The sequence below is a fragment of the Ovoidimarina sediminis genome (genome assembly GCF_032586175.1).
GTDB lineage: Bacteria > Pseudomonadota > Alphaproteobacteria > Rhodobacterales > Rhodobacteraceae > Ovoidimarina > Ovoidimarina sediminis.
Genome location: NZ_JAWHTE010000001.1, coordinates 223619 through 235904 on the forward strand (window position 1 = coordinate 223619; position 12286 = coordinate 235904).

12 protein-coding genes are annotated in these 12286 nt (G+C 66.5%); 9 read left to right on the forward strand and 3 right to left on the reverse strand.

Going from position 1 to position 12286, the window contains the following annotated elements; genetic code table 11:
* Positions 1–84: 84 nt before the first annotated feature.
* The 6 genes from gyrA (at position 85) to gluQRS (ending at position 7180) form a co-directional block, all read left to right on the forward strand.
* Positions 85–2811, forward strand: a complete 2727-nt coding sequence (gene gyrA / locus RXV90_RS01120; RefSeq protein ID WP_316646384.1) for a DNA gyrase subunit A — start codon at positions 85–87, stop codon at positions 2809–2811.
* A gap of 98 nt (positions 2812–2909) precedes the next feature.
* Positions 2910–3314, forward strand: coding sequence for a DoxX family protein (locus tag RXV90_RS01125; RefSeq protein ID WP_316646385.1), 405 nt, complete (start codon positions 2910–2912; stop codon positions 3312–3314).
* A gap of 202 nt (positions 3315–3516) precedes the next feature.
* Positions 3517–4266, forward strand: a complete 750-nt coding sequence (locus RXV90_RS01130) for a hypothetical protein (protein ID WP_316646386.1) — start codon at positions 3517–3519, stop codon at positions 4264–4266.
* Between the two features lie 61 nt (positions 4267–4327).
* On the forward strand, positions 4328–5689 hold the full coding sequence (gene trmFO, locus RXV90_RS01135) for a methylenetetrahydrofolate--tRNA-(uracil(54)-C(5))-methyltransferase (FADH(2)-oxidizing) TrmFO (RefSeq protein ID WP_316646387.1): 1362 nt from the start codon (positions 4328–4330) through the stop codon (positions 5687–5689).
* Between the two features lie 11 nt (positions 5690–5700).
* Entirely contained in the window at positions 5701–6315 is a 615-nt protein-coding gene (locus RXV90_RS01140) for a class I SAM-dependent DNA methyltransferase (RefSeq protein WP_316646388.1), read from the forward strand.
* Positions 6302–7180 carry a tRNA glutamyl-Q(34) synthetase GluQRS gene (gluQRS, locus tag RXV90_RS01145; RefSeq protein ID WP_316646389.1) on the forward strand — a complete coding sequence of 293 codons (879 nt, stop codon included), beginning with the start codon at positions 6302–6304 and terminating at the stop codon, positions 7178–7180. The genes RXV90_RS01140 and gluQRS overlap by 14 nt, the downstream gene beginning before the upstream one ends.
* On the opposite strand, the gene RXV90_RS01150 is transcribed toward gluQRS, so the two are convergent.
* Positions 7177–8142: an AraC family transcriptional regulator gene (locus RXV90_RS01150; RefSeq protein ID WP_316646390.1), complete on the reverse strand. Its 966-nt coding sequence runs from the start codon at positions 8140–8142 to the stop codon at positions 7177–7179. The two genes, gluQRS and RXV90_RS01150, sit on opposite strands and share 4 nt — an antisense overlap.
* Before the next feature lie 161 nt (positions 8143–8303).
* On the opposite strand from RXV90_RS01150, the gene RXV90_RS01155 reads away from it, so the two are divergent.
* Positions 8304–8912, forward strand: a complete 609-nt coding sequence (locus tag RXV90_RS01155) for a hypothetical protein (protein ID WP_316646391.1) — start codon at positions 8304–8306, stop codon at positions 8910–8912.
* On the opposite strand, the gene hisI is transcribed toward RXV90_RS01155, so the two are convergent.
* A complete protein-coding gene (hisI, locus tag RXV90_RS01160) occupies positions 8909–9268 on the reverse strand; it encodes a phosphoribosyl-AMP cyclohydrolase (RefSeq protein ID WP_316646392.1) in 360 nt (119 codons plus the stop codon). The genes RXV90_RS01155 and hisI overlap by 4 nt on opposite strands.
* A 59-nt stretch (positions 9269–9327) precedes the next feature.
* Between hisI and RXV90_RS01165 the strand changes: the two genes are divergently transcribed.
* Positions 9328–9777, forward strand: coding sequence for an iron-sulfur cluster assembly scaffold protein (locus RXV90_RS01165; protein WP_316646393.1), 450 nt, complete (start codon positions 9328–9330; stop codon positions 9775–9777).
* A 4-nt stretch (positions 9778–9781) separates the two neighbouring features.
* Here RXV90_RS01165 and RXV90_RS01170 read toward each other — a convergent pair whose 3' ends face one another.
* Positions 9782–10885, reverse strand: coding sequence for a PQQ-dependent sugar dehydrogenase (locus RXV90_RS01170; protein WP_316646394.1), 1104 nt, complete (start codon positions 10883–10885; stop codon positions 9782–9784).
* Between the two features lie 166 nt (positions 10886–11051).
* Between RXV90_RS01170 and RXV90_RS01175 the strand changes: the two genes are divergently transcribed.
* Positions 11052–12242, forward strand: coding sequence for an ABC transporter substrate-binding protein (locus RXV90_RS01175; protein ID WP_316646395.1), 1191 nt, complete (start codon positions 11052–11054; stop codon positions 12240–12242).
* Positions 12243–12286: the final 44 nt, after the last annotated feature.

The following is a 12286-nucleotide window of genomic DNA, read 5'->3' on the forward strand; positions in this document are numbered from 1 at the left end:
CCGCGCGTGTTGCACCCCATATCCACTGTCTGATAGACTACGAACAACAAGATATAGCAGGCCCGCGCAAGGACGCACTTTCACGTGAGCGACACGCCAGAACCCCCTGAAACAGGGGAAGAAACTCCCGAGCGCCCGGTCTGGGGCGGCCCCTCGATTTCGATCGAAGACGAGATGCGCACCGCGTATCTCGATTACGCCATGTCGGTCATCGTCAGCCGGGCGATCCCCGACTTGCGCGATGGCCTAAAACCTGTGCACCGGCGCATCCTTTACGGGATGAACGTGCAGGGCAACAGCCACGACAAATCCTATCAGAAATCGGCGCGGCCGGTGGGATTCGTGATGGCGAACTACCACCCGCACGGGGATGCCGCGATCTATGACGCGCTGGTGCGGATGGCGCAGGATTTCTCGATGTCGGTGCCGCTGATCGACGGTCAGGGCAATTTCGGATCGATGGACGGCGACCCGCCGGCGGCACAGCGATATACGGAATCGCGACTGGAGAAGGTGGCGCAGTCGCTTCTGTCGGATATTGACAAGGACACGGTCGACTTTCAGGACAATTACGACGGCAAGGACACCGAACCCACGGTGCTGCCCGCACGTTTCCCGAACATGCTGGTCAACGGCGCCGAAGGGATCGCGGTGGGGATGGCAACGCGGATTCCGCCGCACAACCTTGGCGAGGTGATCGACGGGACGCTGGCGCTGATCGAGAACCCGGATCTGTCGTCGGAAGCGCTGATGGAGCACATCCCTGCCCCGGATTTCCCGACGGGCGGGCAGATCCTTGGCCGGTCGGGGGCTCGGAAGGCCTATCTGGAAGGCCGGGGCAGCGTGATCATCCGGGCGAAGACCCGGGTCGAGGAGATCCGCAAGGACCGGTTCGCGATCGTCATCGACGAGATCCCCTATCAGGTGAACAAGGCCTCGATGATCGAGAAGATCGCGGACCTTGTGCGCGAGAAGAAGCTTGAAGGCATCGCCAACGTCCAGGACGAGAGCGACCGGGTGGGCGTGCGCGTGGTGATCGAGCTGAAGCGGGATGCGACGCCGGACGTGGTGCTGAACCAGCTGTGGCGGTTCACGCCGATGCAGGTTTCGTTCGGCTGCAACATGCTGGCGCTGAACGGCGGGCGGCCCGAGCAGCTTACCTTGCGCGATTTCCTGACCCATTTCATCGCGTTCCGCGAAGAGGTGGTGGCGCGGCGGACGGCCTACCTGCTGCGCAAAGCGCGCGAGCGGAGCCACATCCTGTGCGGTCTGGCCGTGGCCGTTTCGAACGTGGACGAGGTGGTGGCGACGATCCGCGCCTCGGCCGATGCCGCGGAAGCCCGCGCGAAGCTGATGGAGCGGCGCTGGCCCGCGCAGGACATCGCCGATTACATCAAGCTGATCGACGACCCGACGCACACGATGAACGAGGACGGGACGTATAACCTGTCGGAGACGCAGGCGCGTGCGATCCTCGAGCTTCGGTTGCAGCGGCTGACGCAGATCGGCGTCAAGGAAGTGACCGACGAGTTGGAAGAGCTGGCCGCGAATATCAAGGAATACCTCGATATCCTGCGGTCGCGGGAGCGGATTCTGGCGATCATCTCGGACGAGCTGCGTTCGGTGAGGGAAGAATTCGCCGTGCCGCGGCGGACGGAAATCGCCGAATGGTCCGGCGATATGGAAGACGAAGACCTGATCGAGCGCGAAGACATGGTCGTGACGGTCACGCAGTCGGGCTATATCAAGCGGACGCCCCTGAACGAGTTCCGGTCGCAGCGGCGCGGCGGCAAGGGCCTGTCGGGGATGGCGACGAAGGAAGAGGATGTGGTGACCACCCTCTTCGTCGCAAACACCCACACGCAGCTTCTGTTCTTCACGACGGAAGGCATGGTTTACAAGCTGAAGACCTGGCGCCTGCCGCAGGGCGGGCGCACGTCGAAAGGCAAGGCGATCGTCAATATCCTGCCCATTCCCACGGGCGTGTCGGTGGCCGCCATCATGCCGGTCGACGTGCCGGAGGAGGATTGGGAGAACCTGCAGATCTTCTTCGCGACCTCGGACGGCGATGTGCGTCGGAACGCGCTGAGCGATTTCACCAACGTGAAGTCGAACGGGAAGATCGCGATGAAGCTTCCCGAGGGCACGAGCCTCGTGAATGCGCGGATCTGCACCGAAGACGACGACGTGATGCTGGTGACGGCCGGTGGCCGGGCGATCCGCTTCCCGACGACCGAGGTGCGGGTGTTCAAGGGCCGCGATTCGACCGGCGTGCGGGGCATCCGGCTGGCCGGTGGCGACCGGGTGGTTTCGATGTCGATCATCCGGCATTTCGAGGCGACGCCGGCGGAGCGGGCCGCGTACCTGAAGATGCGGCGCGCGATGGCGGGCCTGACAGACGAGGCCGAGATCGAGGCGGACGAGGACGAGGAAGCCGTCTCGGACGCGGTCGAGATCGATTACCCGATCATGTCGGCGGCGGAAGACCTGATCCTCACGATCACCGCGGGCGGGATGGGCAAGCTGTCGTCATCCCATGACTACCCGGTTCGTGGCCGGGGCGGTCAGGGCGTGATGGCGATGGACAAGGCGATGCGGGGCGGGCCTCTCGTGGCGTCCTTCCCGGTGGCGGCGGATGACCAGATCATGCTCGCCACCTCCAAGGGCCAGTCGATCCGGGTGCCGGTGGACGGGATTTCCTTCCGCTCGCGGGCCGCGGGCGGCGTCAAGGTGTTCGACACCGGGGCGGGCGAGGTGGTTGTGTCGGTCGCGTGGATCGCGGACCAGGGCGAGGAAGAGGCCGAAGCCTGACCTTGCAAATTCGCACAGATTCTGTGTGGATCCGCCGTATTTAAGGCCCCAGGGCACAGCGCTAGGTCGGTTCCGGCAACGGATTTCGGAGACGACCTATGACCAACTCTCTCAACGACACCGCGCTTCTCGTGGCGCGTATTCTTCTCGGCGCGCTGTTCGTGATGGCCGGTATCGGCAAGCTTGGCGATGTGGCCGGGTTTGCCGGTTACATGGCCTCGGGCGGCGTGCCGGCCTTCCTGGCCTGGCCGGTGATCGCCTTCGAGATCATCGGCGGGCTTGCGCTGATCGTCGGGCTGCAGACCCGCGTCGCGGCGCTCGCGCTTGGGGCGTTTTCGCTTGTGTCGGGGGCGATGTATCACTTCGTGCCCGCCGACCAGATGCAGATGACGATGTTTCTGAAGAACCTCGCGCTGACCGGGGGGTATGTGGCGATGGCCGTGGCCGGGGCGGGCCGGTTTTCGGTCGACGCCTGGACGGGCGGGAAGACAGCGGCCGCCTGAAGTATCCCCTCCCTCGCAAGACTGCGGGCCGCTCCGTTCGGGGCGGCCCTTTTCTTTGCCGGATTGCGTTACGTTTAACTGTTAACCAAATGATAAGATTACTCTTTCGTTAACGGGTGTCGATCTGGCACAAGGACGGGGACCGGGCCATCTGGGGGCGGCCGGGCCGCGTAACGAGTAACCTGAGTACCCGGAGTGTCCCATGAAACCTGCTGTTCTTCTTACCGTTCTTGCCGCCACGCTGGGCACCCCGGCGCTTGCACAGTCGAGCCTCGGGCTGACCGGGGCGGTTCTGAGCTTTGGCCAGGATGACGGCACGGGCGCGGGCGCGTTCGGAACGGTGGCCGGGGATTTCGCGATCACCGAGCATCACGGGATCCAGTTCGATCTTGGTCTCGAAGAGACGCGGGCGGGCACGATCGGCACGGCGGGCGCGCATCTCTACATGACCCCGCAGGCGGGCCAGAAATACGGGATCTTCGCGGCGGTCGGGGATATGGACGGACGGTCGGCGACCTACGGCCTTCTGGGGGCCGAAGGGATCTTCGCCGTGGCCCCCAGAACGGCGCTGGAGGTGCGGGGCGGCGTGGGCGTAGCCTCGCAATCGAGCCTCGACTTCCTGTTCGTGGAGGGGGATCTTTACCACGACCTGACCGATGACCTGAGCGTTCATGGCGGACTGACGCTTGCGGAGTTCGACGAGATCGGGTTGTCGGCCACGGGGTATGAGGCGCGTTTGGGCGTGACCTACAAGCCCGAGGGGCAGCCCTGGGGTGTCTTTGCCGAGGTGGCGCGTGACGGGCTTCACGGGTTGACCGGGGACGCGCCGGTAACCTCGGTTCGGGTGGGCGTGAGCTTCGAATTCGGGAACACGCGGCGCGGCGGCCCCGCCTCGCGGCCCTTCCGGGCGCCCGATCCGGTGGGGTCACTGCTGCGTCGGGATATGTTCTGAGGCATGAAATGCGTGGCGCGGGCCTTTTCAGGGGCCCGCGCTTGGCGTATCTCCCCCGCCCATGAGCGAACTTCACATCATTGGCGGCGGCATGGCCGGGTCGGAGGCCGCCTGGCAGGCGGCGGAGGCCGGGGTGCGCGTCGTCCTGCACGAGATGCGGCCCGAAGTCGGCACCTTTGCGCACAAGACGGGCCAGCTTGCCGAAATGGTCTGTTCCAATTCGTTCCGGTCGGACGATGACGAACAGAACGCAGTGGGGCTTCTGCACTGGGAGATGCGGGAGGCCGGCGGCCTTCTGATCCGCATGGCGGACCGGCATCGGTTGCCCGCCGGCGGAGCGCTGGCGGTGGATCGGGACGCCTTTGCCGACGAGATCACCGCGACGCTGAAAGCGCATCCCAACGTGACGGTCGAGCATGGCGAGATCACCGCCCTGCCCGAGGACGGGCAGTGGATCATCGCAACGGGGCCCCTGACCTCTTCGGCGCTGGCGGAGGCCATCCTGGCCGAGACCGATACGGAAGCGCTGGCGTTCTTCGACGCGATCGCGCCGATCGTCTATGCCGAGACGGTGGATATGGACGTAGCGTGGCGGCAATCGCGCTATGACAAGGGCGAGACGGAGGAGGAGCGCACCGCTTACCTCAACTGCCCGATGACGAAGGCCGAATACGAGGCGTTCATCGACGCGCTTCTGGCCGCCGAAAAGACCGAATTCAAGGAAGGCGAGACGGCGGGCTATTTCGACGGCTGCCTGCCGATCGAGGTGATGGCCGAGCGCGGCCGCGAAACGTTGCGCTTCGGGCCGATGAAGCCCGTGGGCCTGACGAACCCTCACCAGCCGGAGCAGAAGCCCTATGCGGTGGTGCAGCTGAGGCGCGACAACAAGCTGGGCACACTCTACAACATCGTGGGCTTTCAGACGAAGATGAAATACGGGGCGCAGACAGAGGTTTTGCGCATGATCCCGGGGCTTTCCGAGGCGAAATTCGCGCGACTGGGCGGGATTCACCGGAACACTTTCCTGAATTCGCCCCGGCTTCTCGACGATCAGATGCGGCTGCGGTCGCGGCCCCGTATCCGGTTCGCCGGGCAGATCACGGGGGTCGAGGGATACGTGGAATCGGCGGCGATGGGCCTTCTGGCCGGGCGGCTGGCGGTGGCGGAACTGCGGGGTGAGACCCTGGCGCCCGTGCCGCCGACGACGGCCACGGGGGCCCTGGTGACACATATCACCGGGGGCGCCGATGCGAAGACGTTTCAGCCGATGAACGTGAATTTCGGGCTGTTCCCGCCGGTGGATGCGAAGGGCGGGCGCAAGGGGCGGCGCGACCGTTACAAGGCCTATACCGACCGGGCGAAGGCGGATTGGGCGGCGTGGCTTCGTGGCGCGGGGCTGGACGCTCAGGCAGGCGCCGCTTAACGTCGCCCCCCATGGGCGAGGAGATTTTCGAGAAGATCTATCAGGCGCGCTCTGCCGAAGCGCAGCGGGAGATCTATGACACGTGGTCGGAGACCTACGACGCCGATGTGAAGGCGCAAGGTTACGCGACCCCGGCGCGGATGGCCGCGGCGCTGGCCGGCGTGATGGAGCGCTACGATGCGCCGATCCTCGATTTCGGCTGTGGCACGGGGTTGTCGGGCGCGGCGCTGGCCGGGGTCGGGTTCACAGTGATCGATGGCGTCGATATCTCGGAAGGCATGATGGCGTCGGCCGGGGCGCGCGGGGTCTATCGCGACCTGAGGGTCATTCCCGTGGGAGAGCCGTTTTCGGTGGCGCCCGGTACCTATGGTGCGATTGCCGCCGTGGGCGTAATCGGATCGGGGGCAGCGCCCCTATCGGTTCTGGATGACCTGGCGGCGTGCCTTGCAAGCGGGGGATATCTGACCTTTTCGTTCAACGACCACACGTTGGAAGACCCGGCCTATGAAGCCTGGGTGCGGGGCGAAGTGGATGCGGGACGGATGGGGTTGCGGCACCGGGATTATGATGCGCACCTGACCGGGCTCGACATGAAATCGGCCGTCTATATCCTTGAAAAATCCTGAGTTTCGCACGCGGTTTGCGCCTTCACCCACGGGGCCCCTGCACCTGGGGCATGCCTATTCGGCGATGCTGGCCCATGACATGGCGCGGGCGGCGGGCGGTGCGTTCCTGCTGCGGATCGAGGATATCGATCAGGCGCGGGCGCGGGACGAGTGGGAGCAGGCGATCTATGAGGATCTGGCGTGGCTTGGCCTGACATGGGAAACGCCCGCTTTGCGGCAGTCGGAGCGGAGCGCGGTGTATCGGGAGGGGGTGGACGGGCTTTGGGCGGAGGGGCTTTTGTTCGCCTGTTCCTGCAACCGGCGGGACGTGCGCGCCGCGGCGGCCGCACCGAACGAGGGGGAGCCTGTCTTCGGCCCTGACGGGATCGTCTATCCCGGGACGTGCCGGGCGCGGAAGAGCGAGGGGCACGGGCCTCCGCCAGAGGGCTATGCATTGCGGCTCGACATGGCCGCGGCGCTTGAGCGGGCCGGGATCGGGGCCGTGGCCTTCGAGGAAACCGGCACCGGCCCCGCGGGCGAGACGGGCCGGATCGAGGTGGGCGGCGCAGAGATGATCCGGGGCGTCGGGGACGTGGTTCTGGCGCGGCGGGATATGGGGACGTCTTACCACCTGTCGGTGGTGATCGACGATGCCGCGCAGGGGATCAGCCACGTGGTGCGGGGGCAGGATCTGTTCGAGGCGACGCAGATACACGTGGTGTTGCAGCGCCTGCTGGGGCTTCCGACGCCCGTCTATCACCATCACCGGCTGATCCGGGACGACGCGGGCAAACGGCTGGCGAAGCGGGACGATGCGCGGGCGATCCGGACCTATCGCGCCGACGGCGCAAGCCCGGCCGACATCCGCTGCATGGTGGGGCTTTAAGGGCGGCGGGAGGCCCGCGTTTCGGACGGGGCCTCGCCGAACATGCGGCGGTATTCGGAGGCGAAACGCCCGAGATGGGTGAAGCCATAGGCGAAGGCGAGGGTCGTGACCCGCGCCCCGGGATCGCCGAGAAGCGCGGCACGGACGGCGCGCAGGCGCTCGCGGCGCAGATAAGTCATCGGCGGGAAGCCGGTGGCGGCGCGGAAATGGGCGTTGAGGGTGCGGGCGGGCACGCCTGCCACGGCCACCAGATCGCCGAGCGTGATCGGCTGATCGAGCGCGGCATGGATGTAATCGATGACCCGGCGGACATCGCGGCTGATCGCACCGCAGGCGGGCGCGCCGAGGAGCGCCGCGTGGGAATGGGGGTGATAGAGGAGGAGCGCCCCGGCCACCGTCGCCTCGAAATGCCGCCGGCGGCAGGGATCGTCGAGCGGGTTTTCCCCGTCGGGGATGCCTGCGGTGAGCATCCTAAGGGTTTCGGACAGGATGCGGTCCGGGCGCCCGGTGAGGTCGAGCGCGCAGTCGAAGGTCACCGCGCCCTGGACGTGGTGGCAGGAGAGACGCTCAAGCTCGCCCTCGATCAGGCGGCGGGAGAGCATGAGCGAGACGCGCGAGGACCCTGCCGGGATCGAGAGCCGGGTGTCGGCGGCGGGCGAGGTGATGCCGCCTCGCGCGCCAGCACAGGTGACGCCGTCGCCCTTGCTGTCGAGCCGCATGGCGCCCGCAACCGGCAGCGAGACGGTGTAATCCCCTGCCCCGCCCGGCATGGAGATATCGACATCGGCGCCATAGGACAGCTCTGACACATAGCTGTCGGTGGCGCGCCAGACCGCGACGCGGCTCAAGCGGCGCGCATCGCGTTGGCCCACGGATGTGAGGCGGAGGTGCTTGGCGGCGAGGAAGGCCGAAAGCTCATCGGGATCGGCGGTGTCGAGGACCGTATGGGTGTGAGGGATCATGGCGCGGATTTCAGCGCAGGCCGCCCGACCGGCAAAGGAAGACGTTGGGTCACTTCCCCGCAGAAACCTGCCGAAAGCGGATAGTCCTGCCGTTGCCGGATATCGGCATGGGGTGCGGACGGCCACCGTCCCGTCGACGCGACGGCCAGACGGAGACTCCCATGCGCCCCTTTTCATACCACCACGGAACGTTGATCGACCGCCTTGTCGCGGCGCGCACCGCGGCCCCGATGCTGGAGCGGATGTGCGCCGATCCCCGGCGGGATGTCTTCTTCGACAGGTCGGACTGGGTGAGCGTCTATGCCGATGCGGCAAACACGGTGCGGCGGGATCAGGGGCGGCTGACGGCGACCCGGGCGATCACGCTGCAGGGGCGGATGATCTGGCTGGTGCGCGCGCGGGCGTTCAAGCGGGCCTATCATTCGCGGGCGGGCACCGCAGAGGCTGCATTCCGGGATGCCGAAACCGCCTGGAGCCGGAGAGCCGCGATGCGGGTGCATCGCGACGAGTTGCAGCGGGTCGTGCGGGATCTGCGGTTCGGGCGGGTGCGGTACCCGATCACCGTCGACGATGCCTATGCCTCGCCCCTGTGCGAGGAGGGGGTGGACGGGTTTCTGCGAAGCTTCGGACTGGGCCGGTTCAGAACCTTCCCCGGCTGGTTCATCGCCTGGGCCTTCGCGCTCGACCGGCAGGTCGGCTTCGTGATCTGGGAGGCGCACCTGCGACAGGCCGGGCCTGCCCACGGCGAGGAGGCCGCGCGCGGGTCCTAGGCCTCGGGCTCCATGAGTTCCACCTCCGCCCCGTCGCGGACACTCGTGTAGAAGCAGGTGCGGCGGTTGGTGTGGCAGGCCGGGCCGGTCTGACGGACGATAAGGAGGAGTGTGTCGCGATCGCAATCGACGCGGAGATCGGCCAGTTCCTGCACGTGGCCGGAGGTTTCACCCTTGACCCAGAAGGCCTGACGGGAGCGGGACCAGTAGGTGACGCGGCCGGTTTCGAGGGTGCGGGCCACGGCTTCAGCGTTCATCCAGGCCATCATCAGGACTTCGCCCGAGGCCTCGTCCTGCGCGATGGCCGGGATCAGGCCCTGGGCGTTGTAACTCAGGCTTGAAGGATCGAAGGGCATGGCGCGTCTTTCCCGTTGCGGTCGAATGCCCTATCTAGGGGCAGACGACGGAAAGGGCCATGGCAGAGACCGACCTCATAAAGCTTTATTCCGGGAAGATCCTGGCGCTGGCGGCGGAGATTCCGCATACCGGGCGGCTGGATGCGCCGGACGGAACCGCGACCAAGCGGTCGCCGCTGTGCGGATCGAATGTGACGGTCGACGTGCGTGTGGCGGATGGCCGGATCGCTGATTTCGCCCAGGATGTGCGGGCCTGCGCGCTGGGCCAGGCCTCGGCCTCGGTGCTTGGTGCGGTAGCGATCGGGCGGACGCGGGACGAGATCGAGCGGGCGCGCGATGCGCTTGAGGCGATGCTGACGGCGGACGGGCCAGCCCCCGAGGCCCCGTTCGAGGGGTTCGAGGTGTTGATCCCGGCGCGGGAGTTCAGGAACCGGCACAAATCCATCCTGCTCGCGCTGGAGGCCACGGCGGAGGCGATGAAGCAGGCCGAGCAAGCGGCCTGCGCCTGAGCCCCTAGCCCCCCGGCACCATCCGGTAGGCCGCGCCCTGCCCCACGGACAGAAACCAGATCGCGCCATCGGGCGCTTCCACGATATCGCGGACGCGGGCGGTTTCGTCGTCTTCGATGCGTTCGGCTTCGGTGAGCCTGTCGCCGTCACGGTCGAGCCGGGAGATCAGCCCGAACTTGAGCGAGCCGACGAAGATATCGCCCGCCCATTCGGGCCAGAGCGCGCCGGAATAGATCATCATGCCCGAGGGTGCGATCGAAGGATCCCAGTAGTGGACCGGCTGTTCCATGCCGTCCTGCGCCGTGCCGATGCCGATCTTCGCGCCGCTGTAATGGGTGCCGTAGGAAATGATGGGCCAGCCATAGTTGGCGCCCTTCGCGATCCGGTTCACCTCGTCCCCGCCGCGGGCGCCGTGTTCGTTGACCCAGAGCGTCCCGTCAGCGTCGAGGGCCGCGCCTTGCGGGTTGCGGTGGCCGTAGGACCAGATTTCGGGCTCAGCGCCCGGGGTGCCGGTGAAGGGATTGTCGGCAGGCACGGAGCCGTCGCGGGCGATGCGGATGACCGAGCCGTTGTGGCGCGAGAGATCCTGTGCCGAGGGCCGATTGCCCCGGTCGCCCGTGGTGAGGAAGAGGTGGCCGTCGGCGGCCTCGACAATGCGGCTGCCGAAATGGCGCCCGCCGGAGGAGCCTTCGGACATCTCGAAGATCACGCGCGTGCCTTCCAGCGCGGTACCGTCGGCAGACAGGCTCCCGGCGGCGAGCGCGGTGCCTGCCCCGTCGTCTTGGCGGATCGAGAAGCTGAGAAAGACCTCGCGGGTTTCGGCGAAATCGCGCGGGACCATTACGTCAAGAAGACCACCCTGCCCCTCAGCCTCCACCTCGGGCACGCCCGAGACGTCAAGGCGCGTGCCGTCGGGCCGGATGTGCAGGAGGCGCCCGTCACGCTCAGTGACAAGGATGCCCCCGTCAGGCAGGAAAGCGATGCCCCATGGCTCTTCCAGGCCGGTGATTTCGGCGGTGACCGCGGCCCTGCCGGCGGATGTGTCGAGCGCGAGGGCGGGCCCTGCGAGGAGCGCCAGGAGGGCGGCGGCGAGGAGGGATCTCAGCATGTCGTACTCCGGGATTGGGGGATTTTCCTTTGAGATAGGGGTATTGACGCCCCGTGCCACCGGAAACTGACCTTAGGTCACGGAGATTTCATGCCCTTTTCAATTGCGCCTGTTGGAATTAACGTCGCGTCCAGTCGAACAACAAAAAACGACATGGGAGATACGAATGAAAACTTTCCTGACGGCGACAGCCGCGACGGCCATCATGGCAGGTGCGGCGTTTGCGGGCGGTCATTCCGAGATCAAGATCGGTGTGATCCTGGGCTTTACGGGCCCACTTGAATCGATCACCCCCGACATGGGTGCGGGCGCTGAGCTTGCGATGGCGGAAGTCAGCGAGTCCGGTGCGCTTCTGGGTGGTGCCACGGTGACGCCGGTGCGCGGCGATTCCACCTGCATCGATGCCGCGGCGGCCACGACCGCTGCCGAGCGCCTTGTCACCAGCGAAGGCGTGAATGCGATCATGGGCGCGGACTGCTCTGGCGTGACCGGTGCGATCCTGTCCAACGTCGCGCTGCCGAACGGCATCGTGATGATTTCGCCGTCGGCGACCTCGCCGGGCCTGTCGACCGCCGAAGACAACGGTCTGTTCTTCCGCACCGCCCCGTCGGATGCGCGCCAGGGCGTCGTAATGACCGAAGTGCTGATGGAAGAAGGCATCAACGAAGTTGCCGTGTCCTATGTGAACAACGACTACGGCAAGGGCCTTGCGGATGCGTTCCAGGCGGCGTTCGAAGCTGCAGGCGGCAAAGTGACGATCTCTGCCGCGCATGAGGACCAGAAGGCCGACTATTCGGCTGAAGTCGGCGCACTGGCGGCGGCGGGCGGCCAGCGCCTTGTGGTTGCCGGCTATGTCGACGGCGGCGGCTCGGGCATCGTGCGTTCGGCGCTCGATTCTGGTGCGTTCGACACGTTCCACTTCCCGGACGGGATGCTGGGCCAGGCGCTTGTCGACAACTTCGGCACCGAGATCGACGGCTCGACCGGCCAGAACCCGGGCACCGACAGCCCCGGCGCGGCGCGGTACAAGGAGCTTGCGGGCGATGCCTTCGACCCGACCGGCCCGTTCTCGCCGGAAAGCTATGACGCGGCTGCGCTGATCATGCTGGCGATGCAGGCGGCGGGTTCGGCCGAATCCGGCGACTTCAAGGATCACGTGATGGACGTGGCCAACGCGCCGGGCGAGAAGATCTATCCCGGTGAGCTGGCCAAGGCCCTCGAGATCCTCGCGAATGGCGGCGAAGTCGACTATGTCGGCGCCTCGGCGGTGGAACTGATCGGACCGGGCGAAAGCGCCGGCAACTATCGCCAGTACGTGATCGAGAACGGCGACTACAAGACCGTCAAGTATCGCTGATAACCCGATGAACTGACACGGAAACACCCCGGCCTGAACCCCCG

Excerpts from the sequence above, each read along its gene's own strand:
- RXV90_RS01150 (WP_316646390.1), bottom strand. The coding sequence starts at position 8,142 with ATGATCCCTCACACCCATACGGTCCTCGACACCGCCGATCCCGATGAG.
- RXV90_RS01125 (WP_316646385.1), top strand. The coding sequence starts at position 2,910 with ATGACCAACTCTCTCAACGACACCGCGCTTCTCGTGGCGCGTATTCTT.
- RXV90_RS01155 (WP_316646391.1), top strand. The coding sequence starts at position 8,304 with ATGCGCCCCTTTTCATACCACCACGGAACGTTGATCGACCGCCTTGTC.
- RXV90_RS01175 (WP_316646395.1), top strand. The coding sequence starts at position 11,052 with ATGAAAACTTTCCTGACGGCGACAGCCGCGACGGCCATCATGGCAGGT.
- RXV90_RS01140 (WP_316646388.1), top strand. The coding sequence starts at position 5,701 with ATGGGCGAGGAGATTTTCGAGAAGATCTATCAGGCGCGCTCTGCCGAA.
- RXV90_RS01165 (WP_316646393.1), top strand. The coding sequence starts at position 9,328 with ATGGCAGAGACCGACCTCATAAAGCTTTATTCCGGGAAGATCCTGGCG.
- hisI (WP_316646392.1), bottom strand. The coding sequence starts at position 9,268 with ATGCCCTTCGATCCTTCAAGCCTGAGTTACAACGCCCAGGGCCTGATC.
- trmFO (WP_316646387.1), top strand. The coding sequence starts at position 4,328 with ATGAGCGAACTTCACATCATTGGCGGCGGCATGGCCGGGTCGGAGGCC.
- RXV90_RS01130 (WP_316646386.1), top strand. The coding sequence starts at position 3,517 with ATGAAACCTGCTGTTCTTCTTACCGTTCTTGCCGCCACGCTGGGCACC.
- RXV90_RS01170 (WP_316646394.1), bottom strand. The coding sequence starts at position 10,885 with ATGCTGAGATCCCTCCTCGCCGCCGCCCTCCTGGCGCTCCTCGCAGGG.